Below are 18,525 nucleotides of genomic sequence, written 5' to 3'. Positions count from 1 at the left end.
CATGACTGATTTTGCTGCAAAAATTGCTGCATTACCACCAGAAAAACAAGCGCTGTTGATTCGCCGCCTGCAACAAGCAGCCAACGAGCCACCAGCATTGGTTGCTCAACCACGAACAACCAATACCCTGCCGTTATCGTTTGCCCAAGAGCGCCAATGGGTGTTGTATCAGTGGGACCCAACCAGCCCACTCTATAACATCGTTTATGGGGTGCGCTACCGTGGCAAGCTCGATATTGCAGCCTTGCAAGCAGGCTTTAACACAATTGCCCAACGCCATGAAGTGTTGCGCACGACCTTTTTGCTGGTTGATAACGTGCCTCACCAGCAGATCCATGCTGAGCTTAAGCCAGGGTTTAGCATGGTTGATGTACGAGATCTGGCCGAAACTGAGCGCGATGCAGCCATCCAAGCGCAGATTCAAGCCGAAACCCAGCTGCCGTTTGATTTGCAAACTGGGCCATTATTGCGCGTACTCTTGCTGCAAATTCGCGATCACGAATATATCAAATTGGTCAGCGTGCATCATAGTGTCTTTGATGGTTGGTCGGCTGGGGTGATTATCGCCGAGTTGAATCATTTGCTGAATGCGGCCTATGCTGGTGAACCAAGCAGCTTACCAGCGTTGCCAATTCAATATGCCGATTATGCAATTTGGCAACGTAATTGGCTGCAAGGCAAGGTATTGGAGCAGCAACTTCAATATTGGAAGGAACAACTTGCAGGCGAGTTGCCAATTCTGCAATTACCGACCGATCGGCCTTATCCACCAGTTGAATCGTCGCGCGGTGCACATTATCGAGTGCAATTGAGCGCCGATTTGGTACAACGCTTGGTGACATGGAGCCGTAACGAAGGCTATACCCTCAACATTATTTTGCTCACAATCTGGAAAACCCTGCTCTTCCGTTACACCAACCAAACCGATTTGCTGGTGGGCATGCCGATCGCCAATCGCCATTACAACGATTTGCAGGCCTTGATCGGCTATTTCGTCAATACCTTGGTTATTCGCACTAAAGCCGCTGGCGAGCTGAGTTTTCGCAGCTTTTTGGATCAAGTGCGAGCGGCGAATTTGGCGGCCCAAGAGCATCAAGATTTGCCGTTTGAGCAATTGGTCGAGGCTTTGCAGCCTGATCGTAATTTGGCACATACGCCGATTTTTCAAAGCTTGTTTGTGTTTCAGCGCGATACAGTCAATAGTTTTCAGCTGCCTGAGCTTTCGGTTGAGCCATTGCCAATTGAAACTGGTACAGCCAAGTTTGCCCTAAGCCTAGAAGCAGTCTCGCTTGATCAGCAGATTAACCTCAATTTCGAGTATAAAACTGATCTGTTTGATCCAGCAACTATCGAACGCTTGGCCCAACATTACCAAAATTTGCTCGAAGCCACGCTTGCTACACCCGATTTGGAGCTTTCGCGCTTGCCAATGCTGAGCAAGGTCGAACTGGCCCAATTGCTGCCAACCTCAAAATCGCTCGAAGCAAGCTTGTTGCCCTTGCACCAACGCTTTGAGCAGCAGGTTCAGGCCAATCCGCAAGCAATTGCGCTGCGATTTGAGCAAAGCCAACTAAGCTATGCCGAACTCAATAGCCGCGCCAATCAACTGGCCCATCAACTCAAAGCGCTTGAGGTTGGCCCAGATACCTTGGTTGGGCTGTGTGTTGAGCCATCGCTCGATACAATCATTGGGATTTTGGCGATTCTCAAGGCTGGCGGCGCATATCTGCCGATCGATCCTGCGCATCCCCAAGAGCGAATTGTTTGGTTGTTGGCAGATGCCAAGGTGGGCTTGGTCGTCACTCAAGCGCGTTGTGTCAATAAATTGCCGCAGGCTGGCTTGCAGTTGATTGTGCTTGATGCCGCCGATTCAGCGCTAAGCAATCAGCCAACCAGCAATCCGCCAGCGAGTGCCCAGCTCGATAACTTAGCCTACATGATTTACACCTCAGGCTCCACTGGCACACCCAAAGGCGCATTGATCACCCATCGCAATGTGGCGCGACTGTTTAGTTCAACCGAAGCATGGTTCAACTTCAACAACCACGATGTTTGGAGTTTGTTCCATTCCTTTGCCTTCGATTTCTCGGTTTGGGAAATTTGGGGAGCCTTGCTGTATGGCGGTCGGGTGGTGGTCGTGCCATTTATGACCACTCGCAATCCCGCTGGCTTCTATCAATTGCTGGTTGATGAAGGCGTAACCGTGCTCAACCAAACGCCCTCGGCCTTCCGTCAGTTGATTATCAGCGATGCTGAACATGACTTACCCTCACGGTTAGCCTTGCGCTATGTCATCTTTGGCGGCGAAGCGCTGAATGTTGGGGCACTCCAACCATGGTTCGAACGCCATGGCGATCTATGCCCGCAACTGGTCAATATGTATGGCATTACTGAAACCACCGTCCATGTGACCTACCGACCGCTGAGCGTGCACGATGTTGAAAATCCCCAAAGTAGCCCGATTGGCACAGCAATTCCCGATTTGGATCTGTATGTGCTTGACGATCATTGTTTGCCAGTGCCATTGGGAATTACTGGCGAACTATATGTGGGCGGCGCGGGCTTGGCTCGCGGCTATTGGAATCGGCCCGAACTAACCAACGATCGCTTTATCAAGCATCCATTTGCCGAAACAGGCCGCCTCTATAAAACTGGCGATTTGGTGCGACGCTTGGCCAACAACGAGATCGAATACCTAGGCCGACGCGATAACCAAGTTAAAATTCGTGGTTTCCGGATTGAGCTAGGCGAAATTCAAGCCACCCTGATGAGCCACCCCGCGATCAGCGATGCCATTGTGGCGGTCAATACGATCTCAGCTGATGATCAGCGCTTGGTGGCTTATTTGGTGACCCAGCCCAATCAAGTGCCACGCTTTAGCCAATTGCGCACATTTCTCAAGCAACGACTGCCAGAATATATGGTGCCAACCTCATTCATTATGCTTGAGCGTATTCCACTGACCGCCAACGGCAAAATCGATTATCGCGCTTTGCCTAGCCAACAACAGACCAAACAACTTGAGCGCAGCCAGCCGATCGCCGCTCCAACCAGCGTCACCGAGCAATCATTAATCGCCATTTGGAGCAATTTGCTGGGTGTAGCCCAAGTTGGCATTCAAGATAACTTCTTCGATTTGGGTGGGCATTCATTGTTGGCAACCCAGGTCATCTCACGGGTGCGCGAGGTGTTTAATGTCAGCCTCAACTTGCGTGATTTCTTCCTCAATCCAACGATCAAGGGCTTAGCCAGCGTTATCGAGCAAGCCAACCAAAAACCCGAGCAAACGCCAATCATCGCGATTCACAAAGCTGATCCGCAAGCACGCTTGCCACTCTCCTATGCTCAGCAGCGCATTTGGTTCTTGGCTCAAATTGATCCAACCAGTAGCTTTTACACCGTACCTGTGGCCTTAGAAATTACTGGCCCCTTGCAAGTTGCCGCCTTAGAGCGCACCTTGAGCGAGATTATACAGCGCCATCATGCCTTGCGCACACTATTTGTGAGCCACGAAGGCCAAACCCTTCAGCAAGTGCAAGCGGCTCAAGCAATTCAACTGCCAATTCATGATCTCAGTGATTTAGCTGGCGAAGCTCAAGAAACAGCGATCAACCAAGTATTGGAGCAGGAAATTAATCAACCCTTCCAGCTTGATCGCGATCAACTGTTGCGCGGGCGCTTGATCAAACTAGCCCCAACCAAGCATGTGCTCAGCCTAAGCATTCATCATATTGCCTTTGATGATTGGTCTCAGGGCATTTTGTTTAATGAAATGACCAAGCTTTACCAAGCATTTGCCAACAATCAAGCCTCGCCATTACCCGAACTAGCCTTGCAATACCCCGATTTTGCCGCTTGGCAACGTCAATGGCTGCAAGGCGAGGTTTTACAAAATCAACTGAATTACTGGAAACAGCAATTGAGTGGCAAATTGCCGTTGCTCGAAATGCCGCTGGATTATCCACGGCCTAGCGTGCAAAGTTTCAATGGCGCACACGAAATGCTGAGCATCGAGCCAGAACTGTATCGCAAGCTCAATCAATTGGCGCGAGATAACGAAGCAACCATGTTTATGCTGCTGATGGCGGCATGGGCGATTTTGCTCAATCGTTATAGCAACCAAACCGATATTGTCATCGGCACGCCGATTGCCAACCGCAACCGCCAAGAGCTCGAGGCCATCATTGGGTTCTTCGCCAATACCTTGGCCATTCGCGCCGATTTAACTGGCGATCCAACCATTCAACAAGTAGTGCAGCGGATTCGTGAAACCGCGCTGAATGGCTATAGCCACCAAGATTTGCCCTTCGATCTGTTGGTGAGCGAGCTTTTGCCCGAACGCCAAGCCAATCGTTCGCCAATTTTCCAAGCCATGTTGGTGCTGCAAAACGCCTCGCAGAGCAGCAACCTCGATTTGGCGGAGGTGCAGATTGCGCCGCGCAGCGTTGAAACCAACTCGGCTAAGTTTGAGCTAAGTTTGGTGCTCTACGACAATAGCTCAAGCATCGACGCTTGGATTGAATATAACACCGACCTGTTTAAATCAACCACAATTGGCCGAATGGTCGAGCAACTGCAACAACTGCTCACCAGCATGACCACCGATCCACAACAACGCATCAGCCAAGTTTCGTTGGTCAGTTCGGCAGAAAAAGAACGGCTGCTCGGCGGCTGGTCGCAAGGAAACGACGACGACTACGATTTGTTCTAGATCTACGTCGATCAAGGGCTGGTTCAGGCCGGCCCTTGGTTACGTGTGCAAAGGGTGAAATGGAAATGGATTTTCAGAGTATCCAGCGACGTTTTGCAACTGCTGTTGAACAACGATCGAGCCAAGCGGCGCTGCGTTATCACGACCAAGTAGTTTCGTATCGTGAGCTGGCTGAGCGTGCCCAACGGATTGCTAACGGCCTAGCTGCCAAACAGGTTGGAGTTGGCACACATGTCGCCATTTTGCTAACCAACCCGATTGATATTTGTAGCACGATCTTGGCAACGTTGCTGTTGGGCGCACGCTATGCCTTGCTCAGCCCTAATTTAGCCAAAGTTCGGTTGCAACAGGTCTTGGCCCGTCAGCAATTTGTGTTGGTTGGTTCAATGGCTAGCAACAATGTAGCTGCTAACCAGATCGAATTTGAGCAACTTATTAATAGCGAACTGGCGGAAATCACTCCTCATTCAGCGACTGCCGAAAGCCTGATCGGCTTGAGTTTGGCCTCGAATCCAAGCGGTTTGATTGAAGCAGGCCAACTCAGCCAAGCCAATCTGCTGAGTTTTATCGATTTTAATCTGAGCAAAGCCAAGGTCAGTTTCCAGCAAAGCCTGTGGCTAGGCCCGGAATTCAATGATTTTAGCGCCTTTGCGAGTTTGGCGACCCTCGCCAGCGGCGGCACGCTGCGGTTTAGCGCACTTGAAACATTCAATCAAACCACCGCTGAGCAGCCTCAAACCTTGATTTTGACGCTTTCAACGTTGGGCCAATTGTTCGCGCAACAGCCAGAATTGCCCAAAGTGCGCCATATTCTGAGCAGCGGCGAAGGCTTACTCGATGGCGAAGCGCTCAAGCAACAACTCAAACAACAACAAACTGCTTGGCACAATTACTATGGGTTCCCAGCCTTTCAATTGCTGACCGTGGTTGGGGCAAACACTCAAACCCAAGCTTCCAGCCAAATTCATAGCGGCAAACCTGTACCACATACCCAAGCTTTGATTCTCGACCAACACAAACAACTCGCGCCAATCGGCTTAACTGGTGAGTTATATGTGGCTGGCGCAGGAGTTTTTGCAGGCTTTGAGCAGGCCCAATTGAATGTCGAGCGTTTTATCGCCAGCCCATTTGCTGCCGATACCCAACTCTACCAAACGCGCTATCTGGCCCGTTGGCAAGATGATGGGCGGCTGAGCATTAGTGGCAGCCTTGATGCAGCGATTGAACTGGCTGGAATGTCTAGTTTGTTGCAAGAATTAGAAAGCCTGCTCGAAAACCATCCGGCAATTGTTGAATGTTGTATCGTGCGGCGCACAACCCTGAGCAATACCGAGCAATTAACAGGCTTTGTGGTCGCCAAGCAGCAAGTTGAGCCAAGCGACATCCTGAACTACCTTGAAGCTCAGCTTGATTGCCAACTCCCAAGCCTCGGCCTGATCCAAGTTGATCGCCTGCCGCGTACTGCCGATGGCCAGCTTGATCGTCAACAATTAGCCCAAACTAGCCTGCTCGATAGCCAGCAAATCGCTGATTTACAAGCCCAACTACAACAAGCGGCCAATGGCGCAGAGCTAGCGGTAGTAGCTCAGCCGATCTTCCAAGCCACAACACCATTGCACATCGATGATTTGGTGCCAATGGTCGAAACTGGTAATTTTGGCACACCGCAACGCACGATCAGCGAGCAACCAATCGAAGCATTGTCAACTCAGGTCAAGCCAGCGTTGGCAGTTGGCCCACCGTTGATCAAGGCCGAGCAAACGCCATTGACCTTGGCCGAGGCCTTAGTGCTGGCAGCCAAAGATTATCCTGAACATGGCATTAGCTATATCGAAGCCGATGGTAAAGCGTTGTTTCAATCGTATGCTGCATTATTGGCTGATGCCGAGGCGGTTTTGGCTGGTTTGCGGGCGGCAGGCTTGCAGCATGGCCAGCATGTGGTACTGCAATTTGCCCATAACGAGCCATTTGTCGTGGCATTTTGGGCTTGTATGCTTGGTGGTTTTACGGCGGTTCCCTTGGCCTTGCCGAACAGCAGCGATCCCAATAACCCCGCCGTCAGCAAGCTCTACAACACTTGGCAAACCTTAGAACAACCGCTGATCGTCAGTGAACAAGCCAGCTTGAGCCACTTGCAGCGGATCTTTAATGGCTTGGGTGTGGCAAAACCAGCGATTCAGACCGCCGAACAGTTGCGCCAATATCAACCTGATCAGCAGCATCAACAACTCTCGCCACACGATTCAGCGTTGTTGTTGTTTACCTCGGGTAGCACTGGCCTTCCCAAAGGGGTCGAATTAAGCCATCACAATATTATCAGTCGCTCCAAAGCCAGCGCTCAGCATAATCATTTTGATCATAACGATGTTTCATTAAATTGGATGCCGCTCGATCATGTTGGTGGAATTGTGATGTTCCACATTCATGATGTATGCTTGGGCTGTCGCCAAATTCAGGCCAAAACCGACTATATTCTGGAAGATCCAGTGCGTTGGTTGGATTTGCTTGAGCAGTATCGCGCCACGATTACTTGGTCACCCAACTTTGCCTATGCTTTGATCAACGATCAACATGAACGGGTCAATAGCCGCCGCCGCAATCTCAGCTCGTTGCGCTTTATTTTGAATGGTGGCGAGGGCATCAATAAACAAACTGCCTTGAATTTTCTTGGTTTGTTGCAAGCCCATGGCCTGCCCGCAACCGCCATGCACCCCGCCTATGGCATGTCAGAAACCTCATCGGGCATTAGCTCATCCGATCAACTGGTGCTTGGAGCAAATACTGGCTTTCACGAACTCGACCAAGCCTCATTAACCGGGGTGATTCAGCCAGCCAGCGCCGATAGCATTGGCGTAGCATTCGTCGAAGTTGGTGCACCATTGCCCGGGGTTTCGCTACGAATTGTCAACAGCAACAATCAATTACTCAGCGAAGATCTGATTGGTCGTTTGCAAATCCAAGGCCCAACGATCACCGCTGGCTACTACCGCAACCCCGAGCTTAACCGCGAAGTTTTTACTGATGATGGTTGGTTTACGACTGGTGATTTGGCCTTTTTGCACCAAGGTCGTTTGACAATTGCTGGCCGTGAAAAAGATGTGATCATCATCAACGGCATCAATTACCACAACCACGAAATCGAAGCCTTGGTTGAAACGCTCGAAGGCGTGGAAGTTTCCTACACGGCGGCTTGCAGCGTGCCAAGCAAACATACGGGCGGCACTGAATCGCTGGTGATTTTTTATGTTTCAAAATCTGCTGAATTTGATCAACAGCTAGCCCAAATTAACCAGATTCGCGAAGTTGTCGTGCAAAAAATTGGCATCAACCCCAGCTATGTGCTACCAGTTGCCAAGCACGATATTCCCAAAACAGCAATTGGCAAGATTCAGCGTTCGCAATTGAGCCAGCGCTTTATCAATGGCGAATTTAGCAGCATCACCAAGCCAATCGATTTAGCGTTAGCCAACCAGCAAACCTTGCCACGCTGGTTTTTTAGCAAGCAATGGCAGCCTGTCAGCAAGCGCCATAATCCGGTCTTGCTCAAGCCAAGCTATGCAATTTTCAGCGACGACAGCGCACTAGCTCGTGAGCTAATCGCTTTGCTCGAACAGCAGAATCGTGCTTGGGTTTTGATCAGCGCTGGCGACACATTCAGTCAGCAGGGTCAACAGTACACGATTAATTTGCACGAGCCTGAGCATTATCACCAACTCGCTGCCGCCCTTGCTACCGCCAATATTCACGATTATGTTCACTTGTATAGCTACGATCTGCCTAGCACGATCGAGCAAGTTGGCGATTTGGCCGCCGCCCAATATCGTGGAGCCTATAGTATTTTGTTCCTAACCCAAGCCTTAGCTAAGCAAAAGCTCAGCCAAGCTAGCTTAACCGTGGTTTCACAACGCAGTCATGCGATTAACTCCAGCGATCAGGTGGTTTACGCGGCGGCTCCACTTCATGGTTTGCTCAAAACCGTGCCTTTGGAAATTGATTGGCTCAGCTGCCAGCATATTGACCTTGATGCAGCAGACGCAACGACGAACAGCCAACACATTTACCACGAACTGGCTCAGCCAAAGCCCAACGCCGAGGTAGCTTATCGGGCTGGTCAACGCTTCGTGCCACAGTTAGTCGAAGCTGAGATCGCGCAATCAAGCCCAGTCGAATCGCCGCTGGTCAAAGGTGGGCTGTATTTGGTGACTGGTGGCTTGGGCGGCATTGGCAGCCAATTTGCCCGCTGGTTGCTGCAAAACTACAACGCCCGTTTGCTGATCACAGGCTCAACTGAGTTGCCATTGGGCAGCGATTGGGCCAAGCAGCTGGGCGCTGATAGCAGCCTAGGCAAACGTTTACGTGCCTATAAAGATCTGATCGATATTAGCAACGATGTGCATTACCAAGCGGTGGATATCACCGATTCAGATCAATTGGCTCGCTTAATTAATGATGCAGAACAGCGCTGGAATCAACCCTTGGCGGGGGTTTTCCACTTTGCGGGGGCTGGCAATTTGGCATATCACTGGACGGTGATGGATCGCCACTGGATTACCAACGAAAGCCTAGCCACCTTTGAAATGATGTTCGCGCCCAAAGTTTATGGCACTTGGGCCTTGCAACAGGCCTTGAGCCAGCGCCCAGAACTGCCAATTGTGGCGATGTCATCGATTAATAGCTTTTTCGGCGGAGCGACATTTAGCGCCTACTCGGCAGCCAATAGCTTTCTCGATAGCTTTATACTGCATCAACGCCAAACCACACATCCCAAAGCGCTCTGTTTGAACTGGACCCAATGGGACAATATTGGGATGAGTCTCAATAATCCGCAGCAAATTCGCAACCTTTCTGCCGAGCGCGGCTACAACGTGATTGGCTTACAACAAGGCTTGCAATCACTCTTAACGGGCATCAGCCAACGCCAATATCCGCTAGTAATGATTGGCTTAAATGCTGATAGCCCGGCGCTGCGCCAAGATCTGGCAGCCAGCCAACCCTTACAACAACGCATCAATCTTTATACAACGGATCAGCATGGTCCACTCAGCCACGATCGTTATCGCCAACTGGCCAATAGCTATTTTGGCTCGGCCACGCTGGAATGGTATCGTGTTGCTGAATTGCCGCGCACCAACAGCGGGGCGATTGATCTAACTGCTTTAGGCCAACTCGATGCCACCAACCAACCAACCGCGCTCGATCAACCAACCAATATCATCGAAGAACAGTTGGTCAGCATTTGGCAAGATATTCTCGGCAAGCCCAAGATCGGCATTCACGACAACTTTTTTGCCTTGGGCGGCCATTCGCTGCTAGCAACTCAGCTTGTTTCACGTTTGCGCGACAGCTTTAACCTTGAAGTGCGGCTGTATCAACTATTCGCCGCGCCAACCATCGCCGAACTGGCCAATTGCATCGCCGAACTGCAACTTGAACAAATCGATTCAGCCGAGATGGATGCACTCTTAGCCGAGCTTGAAGGATTATCAGAAGCCGAACTTGAAGCAGGATTAGGTTAAAACCCCCTGCACTTTCAAGGGTAGGTTTTAACAATAGTTGGGTGGGATGCGTGTCGATGTTCATGCCCTCACCCCCTAGCCCCCTCTCCCGCACGCGAGGCAAGGGGGAACCACCCCAGCATGAACATTGGAACACCCCTCGCCCGCCGCAGTGGGCGAGGGGTTGGGGGTGAGGACATATATAGTTTTGTGTGTAGTTGAGGTTTGATTGTGAGTGATTATTCTGAGCGTTTAGCGGCACTTTCGCCAGCCAAACGTGCCTTACTTTTGCAAAAAATTCAAGACAAAGCCAATAAAGCCGCCCAACAGATTCAGCCACGGCTTGATCAAAGCAGTTATCCGTTGTCGTTTGCCCAACAACGGCTCTGGCTAATTGAGCAACTTCAGCCCAACGCGGCCTTATACAACATTTCAATTCCAATTCTGATTCGCGGCGTTTACCCTGAATTGCCCAGCATCTTGACGCAGTGTTTGACCGCGATTTTCCAACGCCATGAGCCATTACGCGCCAGTTTCAGCATGGTCGATGGCATTCCCCAGCAATCAATTATGGCATTGGAAAGCGTCGAAATGCCGATTGTTGATCTAAGTGAATTAACCCCAAACGAGCGTGAAGCAGCAGTGCATCAGTTTATGCAAGCTGAAACTGAACGCCCCTTTGATTTGCGCCATAATCAACTGTTTCGGGCCAATTTGCTGCGCATCAGCCCCGACGAGCATCTTTTATTGCTAATTATCCATCACATTGCCTTTGATGCCTGGTCGGTCAAGATCTTTATCCAAGAATTTGAGGCGATTTTCACGGCCTTGGAAAACCAGCAGCCGTTACCGCAAGTTGCACCATTGGCCTTGCAATATGCCGATTTTGCTGCTTGGCAACGCGAATGGCTGCAAGGCGAAACCCTCGATCAACAACTCAGCTATTGGAAAAATCAGCTTGCTGGTGAATTGCCAGTGCTGGCTTTGCCAACCGATCGCCCACGTCCAGCCATTCAAACCTTCAAGGGCGGTCGCCACACCTTTTGGATCAGCACTGAGCTGACCAATCAACTCAATCAGCTTAGCCAGCAGCATCAAGCAACCTTATTTATGCTCTTACTCGGCGCATGGGTCAGCTTATTGCATCGCTACAGCGGCCAAAACGACATCATTGTCGGTTCGCCGATCGCCAACCGCAATCGGCGTGAGTTGGAAGATCTAATTGGATTTTTCGTCAATACCTTGGTGCTGCGCGTCAAATGTGCTGATGATCCAACCTTCCTCGATTTGCTGGAGCATGTGCGTGAAGTGGCGCTGGGAGCCTACGCCCACCAAGATTTGCCATTTGAAATGTTGGTCGATGCCCTGCAACCAACCCGCGATCTCAGCCGTTCAGCGCTATTTCAAGTGTTGTTTGTGCTGCAAAACGTTTCGATGGGTGGTCAGCATTCAGCCTTCGATATTTTGGAAGATGTGGCTAGCCCTTCAAAGTTCGATCTCACACTGTCGATGTTTGAGTTTGAGCAGGGCTTACGCGCGACGATTGAATACAACGTTGATCTGTTCGATGCCAGCACGATTGAGCGTATGAGCCAACATTATGTCACATTACTCAACAGCATCAATCAACAACCGCAAACCAAAATCTCACAATTGGCTATGCTCACAGCGGCTGAGCAAACCCAAATTATCAACGCTTGGAACAATACCAGCCAAGCCTACCCTGATCAGCTTACATTTGCCCAACTATTTGAGGCCCAAGTTGCCAAAACACCTGAGGCAATTGCCCTGATTGGCGAAGATCAGGCACTCAGCTATTACGAACTTAATCGCCGTGCCAATCAATTGGCCTATCGGTTGCAAGCCCAAGGCGTTGGTCCTGAAAGTTTGGTTGGCATCTGCTGCGATCGCTCAATTGCGATGGTTATTGGGTTGTTGGCCACACTCAAAGCAGGCGGCGCGTATATCCCGCTTGATCCAGCCTATCCCAACGAGCGCTTGGCTTGGATGCTCAACGATTCACAAGCAGCACTGGTTTTGACCCAAAGCCATTTGCTTGAAAAAGTGCAACAACTCAAGCATGCCGATTTAACCGTGCTTGATCTGGCAACAATGTGCGATGGCAGTGAGCCAAGCCAAAATCTTACCAGTACCGTTCAGCTCAGCAACTTGGCCTATGTCGTCTATACCTCTGGCTCAACTGGCCAGCCCAAAGGCGTGATGGTCAGCCAGCAAGGCCTAACCAACTTGGTAACAGCCCAAATTGCTGGTTTTGGGGTAACGGCGCAAAGCCGAGTGTTGCAATTTGCTTCGTTCAGCTTCGATGCAGCAATCTCGGAAATTGGCATGGCTTTGGCTTCAGGCGCAAGCTTAGTACTGATGCCCGCAGGTGGTCTAGCCGCCGGTACCGATGTATTAGCGCTAATTCGCCAACACAATATTAGTGTGGCAACCTTGCCTCCATCGTTATTGGCAGTCTTATCAGCTGATCAAGCCCCTAGCTTGACCACGGTCATTGCCGCTGGCGAGGCTTCGAGCAACGAGGTGGTACAACGCTGGGCGGTTGATCGCAACTTGATCAATGCCTATGGGCCAAGCGAAACCACAGTTTGCGCGAGCCTAACTCAGCTTGAGCCACATTTGACAGGTACGCCACCGATTGGTCGCCCACTAGCCAATTTACAGGTCTATTTGCTCGATCAACAGCAGCAAATTGTGCCAGTTGGCGTGATTGGCGAAATCTATGTTGGCGGGGTTGGCGTGGCCCGCGGCTATCTCAAACGGCCTGATCTGACCGCTGAGCACTTTATCCCCAACCAATTTAGCTCAACTCTAGGCCAACGCCTGTATCGCACTGGCGATCTAGGCCGCTATCGCATTGATGGTCAAATAGAGTTCGTTGGACGGATCGATCAGCAAATCAAACTACGCGGCCATCGGATTGAGCTAGGCGAAATTAGTAGCCTGCTGAATACGCATCCAGCAGTTGAGCAAAGCGTGGTGTTGGTGCACGATCAAGCCAGCAGCACGGCGCGGCTGATTGCTTATGTTGTGGCAAATAGCACCAGCAGCAATGCCCTAAGCGAACTGCAAATCGCCGCAGCCACCAGCCAAGCCCCAGCAAGCTACGATTTAGCGGCAGATTTACAAGCCTATGCCAAGCAAAAACTGCCAGCATTTGCCGTACCTAGTGCCTTCGTGGTCTTGCCAAGCATGCCGCTAACGCCCAACGGTAAGATCGATCAGCGCAAATTAGCCGAGCATACGCCCAACCTAAATCCAGCCACGAGTGCTAATGCTGCACCCCAAACCAACCTTGAACAAACATTAACCACACTCTGGCAAGAAGTATTAAACGTGCCAGCGCTGAGCACCCAAGCCAATTTCTTCGATCTTGGTGGCAATTCGCTGGCAATGGTGCAGGTGCATAGCCGCTTGCAAGAGCTTTTAGGCCGCGAGTTGGTGCTCTTAGATTTGTTCAAATATCCAACTATTCAAAGTTTAGCGGTTTACTTGAGCAGCGAACAATCGACCCAAGCTTCAACCTTTGTTGATCGCGATAATCGAGCACAGCAGCAGCGCCAAGCCATGCAACGCCAACGTCGCCGCCGCTAGCAGAGAGGAATATGTCGATGAGTTATGATGAAACCGATGGCAATTTTGATATTGCTGTGGTGGGCTTAGCGGGGCGCTGGGCTGGCGCTGCCGATCCTGATCGTTTTTGGCAGCAGCTTTGTGCTGGAGCCGAGGGCATTAGCTTTTTTGATGATGAGCAACTGCTGGCCGCAGGCGTAACGCCTGAGCAATTAGCCCATCCGCGCTATGTCAAAGCTGGCTCGGTACTCGAAGGCATTGAGCTATTCGATGCAGCTTTTTTCGGCTATTCGCCACGCGAGGCCGAATTGCTCGATCCGCAGCAACGAATTTTTCTGGAGTGTGCTTGGCAAGCCTTGGAGCATGCAGGCTACAACGCCTCAACCTACCCCGGTTTGATCGGAGTGTTTGCTGGCTCCAGCCTCAATACCTACTTGCTGCGTAACCTTGCTAGCCAACAAGGCCGGGGCACAATTCCCGATCTGTTTCAATTGATCATGGGCAACGACAAAGACTTTTTGCCCACCCGAGTCAGCTATAAGTTGAATTTGCGCGGGCCAAGTTTTAGCGTGCAAAGTGCCTGTTCAACTTCATTGGTAGCAACCCATTTGGCCTGCCAAAGCCTGTTGGGCTACCAATGCGATATCGCGCTAGCTGGCGGAATTTCGATCACCGTGCCGCAACATCAAGGCTATCTGGCTCAAGAAGGCGGCATTCTCGCCCCTGACGGCCATTGCCGCACCTTCGATGCCCAAGCCCAAGGCACACTCAACGGTAACGGCGCAGGTATCGTGGTTTTGAAACGGCTTGACGATGCACTCGCCGATGGCGATTCAATTTATGCGGTGATCAAAGGCTCAGCCGTCAACAACGATGGTGCGCTCAAAATTGGCTACACCGCACCGAGCATCGATGGTCAGGCCGCCGTGATTCAGGCCGCCCAAGCGGTGGCCGAGGTTGATCCGGCGACGATTTCCTATATCGAAGCTCATGGTACAGCCACCGCCCTCGGCGATCCAATCGAGGTTGCCGCCTTGACGAAAGCCTTCCGTCAACAAACTGATAAAACTCAGTTTTGTATGCTTGGCTCGGTCAAATCCAACTTTGGGCATCTTGATACAGCGGCGGGCGTGACCAGTTTGATTAAGACCGTGCTGGCCCTACATCACAACAAAATTCCCGCTAGCTTGCATTTCCAAACCCCCAATCCGCAGCTTGAGCTTGAAAGCTCGCCATTTTATGTCAATACTGAACTAAGCGATTGGCCAAGCGATCAGCCGATTCGGCGGGCGGGAGTTAGTTCATTCGGAATTGGCGGCACCAATGCGCATATTGTGCTGGAAGAAGCGCCAGCGCTTGAAGCAACTGAGGAAACTGATGCTTGGCAAATGTTGGTGATTTCGGGGCGTAATCGGGCAACCTTAAATGCGGCCACCAAAAATCTGGCCGAGCACCTTGAGGCCAATCCCCAATTGGCCTTGGCTGATGTTGCCTACACTTTGCAAGTTGGTCGCCAAGCCTTTCATCATCGGCGGGTGCTGCTTTGCCGCTCGTTGGATGAAGCCAGCCAAATTTTGCGCCAACGCGATAAGCGCATGATCAGCGGCCAAGTCAGCGCGGCCACGCCTGCTGTAGTGTTTATGTTTCCAGGCGGCGGCGTGCAATACCCCAGCATGGGCCAAGAACTCTATCAAACCCAGCCGACGTTCCGTGCGGCGGTTGAACACTGTTTGGGCATGCTCAAACCTGAAACCAGCGCCAATCTACGCCAGTTGGTATATAGCGAAAACGCCAAGGTTGATGAGCAACAATTAGCGACAATGCTCTACAGTTTGTTGGCAATTTTTATCAGCGAATATGCTTTGGCTCAATTATGGCTAGCATGGGGCATTCAGCCTGTCGCCTTGATTGGCCATAGCTTGGGCGAATATACCGCAGCCCATTTGGCTGGCTCGATCTCGCTTGAGGCGGCCTTGCGTTTGGTTGAGCTACGTGGCCGCTTGATGGATCAGCTTGAAGATGGTGCGATGATCAACATTGCCCTCGCTGAAGCTGAGGTTTTGCCCTTGCTCGGTGAGCAACTTTCGCTAGCAGCAGTCAACGGTCCAGAACATTCGGTCGTGGCTGGCTCGATTACAGCGATTCAGACGCTTGAGCTTGAGCTAGAACGCCGTGAGATCAAATACCGACGTTTGCCAATTCGCGTCGCTGCCCATTCCAGTTTGCTCAAGCCAATTGTGGCCGAATTTGCGGCCTTTGCCCAGACGATCAACATGCAACCAGCCACAATTCCCTATATTTCCAATGTAACTGGCGGTTGGATGCGCCACGAACAATGGTCAAACCCAAATTATTGGACTGAGCATTTACAATCGACCGTGCGATTTAGCGCTGGAATGAGCCAACTTTTGCAAAATCCAGCTCATCTATTTCTTGAAGTTGGGCCTGGCCAAACCCTCACAACCTTAACTCGCGCTCAAGCCAACTTTGGAGCCGAACGGGTGGTAGCGCAGTCGATGCGCCATCCCCAAGATCAACAAACTGATACCCAATGTTTGTTGAATGCAGTTGGGCGGTTATGGTTGGCTGGTGTGGCGATCGATTGGGCCAAACTAAGCGAGATCAAGCGTCGCCGCGTGGCCCTGCCAACCTATCCCTTCGAACGCAAACGCTACTGGGTCGAGCAATTTATCAACACTGAAACCCAAGGCCCGAGCTTGCTCGAAGCGGCCCAAGGTGGTTATAGCTTGCCCGAAACCAGCGAGCAAACCGAGGTCAGCGCTGGCTACGAACGGCCTAATCTGACCAGCGAATATGTGGCTCCCAGCAACAACCTTGAGCATATGATCACCGCGCTATGGGGTGCAGTGTTAGGCGTGCCACTGATTGGAATTCACGACAATTTCTTTGAGTTGGGCGGCGATTCACTGCTCGCCTTACAAGTTGCGACCCATCTCACCGAAAAAGTGCATACCACAATTGGCGTGCGCAGTTTATTCGAAGCGCCAACAATTGCTGAGCTAGCCCAACTTGTGCAAGCCCAAACTGCTGATCAAGCAGGCGAATTATCGTCGTTGGTACGCCTGCAGCCACAAGGCCAAGCAGCACCATTCTTTTGTATTCACCCAATGAGCGGCATGGCCAATGTCTATGCAGCCTTAGCCCAATTGCTCGGCACGCAGCGCCCATTTTACGGAGTGCAGGCCTTTGGCTTGGAATATCCCGAAATGCCGCTTGACGATATCAAAGTCATGGCGCAACGCTATCTCAGCGATATCCGTCAGGTTCAGCCGCAAGGGCCATATCTGCTTGGTGGTTGGTCGATGGGTGGCTCGATTGCCTTTGAAATTGCCAGCCAATTAGTGGCCCAAGGCGAAACAGTTGGCTTGCTGGCCCTGATCGACACTCCCGCCAAACTAACTGGTACATCACCAGCAACATTAACTGATTTGGAGCTGTTGATCGCCATGCTTGGGGTTGATGCCAACATTTTAGGTATCGACGATCCCAAAGCTGCGGCCAGTGAGGCAGTTTGGAACGAATTGCTGAGCATTATCAAGCAACATCTTGGCTTGCCCGAAAGCTACACCTTACAACGTTTGCGCCACCTTGTCAGCACCTTCCGCACCCACTCGCAAGCAGTTTGGAGTTATCAGCCAGTTAAATATCCCAATGATTTGCTGATTTTACGGGCCGCCGATTTGGCAGGCGAGCACGACGACCAACTGAATGAAGCCTACCGCATGGCCGATTTGGGCTGGAGCCAGTTTGTCACAGGCCAAATTCAAGTTCAAACTATTCCAGGCACGCACAACACCCTGTTGAACGAACCGTCGTTGCCAATCTTGGCTAGTCAGCTCGCGGTAGCGTTACACAACGTTGCGGCAAATCCATCTTTGACAACATCACACCATGAAGGATCAAATGAAATCGCCATTATGGATTGAATGGTTGCGCAAGCAACCTAACGCCGCCCTGCGGCTCTTTTGTTTTCACTATGCTGGGGGCACGGCGCAACGTGCCCACCAGTGGACGCAACAGCTCGCCGCAGATGTAGAAATTTGCGCCGTCGAACTGCCTGGCCGTGGCAAACGCTTCATGGAGCCAGCCTATACCCGCATTGAGCAAGTGCTCGACGATTTGATTCCAGCGCTCAAACCGCTGCTGGAAGAAAAACCATTCGTCTTTTTTGGCCATAGTATGGGGGCGTTGGTCAGCTATGAACTGAGTCGGCGCTTGCAGCGGGATCATCAACTCCAGCCGCAAGTGCTCTTGGTTTCGGGCCATGCCGCACCGCATATCCCACGTCAAAGCGTGATTCATCAATTACCCGATCAGCAATTTTGGGATCGCTTGATACAACTCAATGGCACACCCAAAGAGGTGTTGCAACACCCAGAATTGCTTGACTTGTTGACTCCGATTTTACGCGCCGATTTTGCCGTCTGTGAAACCTATCTTTATGACGACTCGATTGTGCTTGATTGCCCAATGGTGGTTTATGGTGGGCAAGCTGATCCAAGCGTCGCCGCCGAGCAACTTGAATTATGGCGCAACCATACCAGCAATGAGTGTTTGGTACAGATTATGGCTGGCGATCATTTTTATTTGCACAATCCATCGCAGCACGAGCTACAACAGCATGTCAACCAACAACTCCAACTTGTGCTCAGCTCAGTCAATTCAATTCGATAGGATCAGTGTCATGGTTTATTAGATTAACAA

At 51.2% G+C, this 18,525-nt stretch carries 5 protein-coding genes; all 5 read left to right on the top strand.

The annotated features are described in order from the left end of the window. The first annotated feature begins 1 nt into the window (after nucleotide 1). The 5 genes from ABEB26_RS13115 (at nucleotide 2) to ABEB26_RS13095 (ending at nucleotide 18,495) form a co-directional block, all read left to right on the top strand. Nucleotides 2-4,711, top strand: a complete 4,710-nt coding sequence (locus ABEB26_RS13115; protein ID WP_345722471.1) for an amino acid adenylation domain-containing protein — start codon at nucleotides 2-4, stop codon at nucleotides 4,709-4,711. 65 nt (nucleotides 4,712-4,776) lie between these two features. Then, nucleotides 4,777-10,227, top strand: a complete 5,451-nt coding sequence (locus ABEB26_RS13110; protein WP_345722470.1) for an SDR family NAD(P)-dependent oxidoreductase — start codon at nucleotides 4,777-4,779, stop codon at nucleotides 10,225-10,227. Between the two features lie 210 nt (nucleotides 10,228-10,437). Next, a complete protein-coding gene (locus ABEB26_RS13105; protein WP_345722469.1) occupies nucleotides 10,438-13,821 on the top strand; it encodes a non-ribosomal peptide synthetase in 3,384 nt (1,127 codons plus the stop codon). A gap of 17 nt (nucleotides 13,822-13,838) precedes the next feature. Next, a complete protein-coding gene (locus ABEB26_RS13100; RefSeq protein WP_345722468.1) occupies nucleotides 13,839-17,747 on the top strand; it encodes a type I polyketide synthase in 3,909 nt (1,302 codons plus the stop codon). After that, the gene (locus ABEB26_RS13095) at nucleotides 17,725-18,495 is read left to right on the top strand and encodes a thioesterase II family protein (RefSeq protein WP_345722467.1); all 771 of its coding nucleotides are present in this window, start codon (nucleotides 17,725-17,727) and stop codon (nucleotides 18,493-18,495) included. Before ABEB26_RS13100 ends, ABEB26_RS13095 begins: the two co-directional genes overlap by 23 nt. Nucleotides 18,496-18,525: the final 30 nt, after the last annotated feature.

Origin of the sequence: Herpetosiphon gulosus (assembly GCF_039545135.1) — a bacterium.
Classification (GTDB): Bacteria; Chloroflexota; Chloroflexia; order Chloroflexales; family Herpetosiphonaceae; genus Herpetosiphon; species Herpetosiphon gulosus.
The sequence above is the reverse complement of the archived record's forward strand: the minus strand, read 5'-3'. Positions and strand labels throughout refer to the sequence as shown.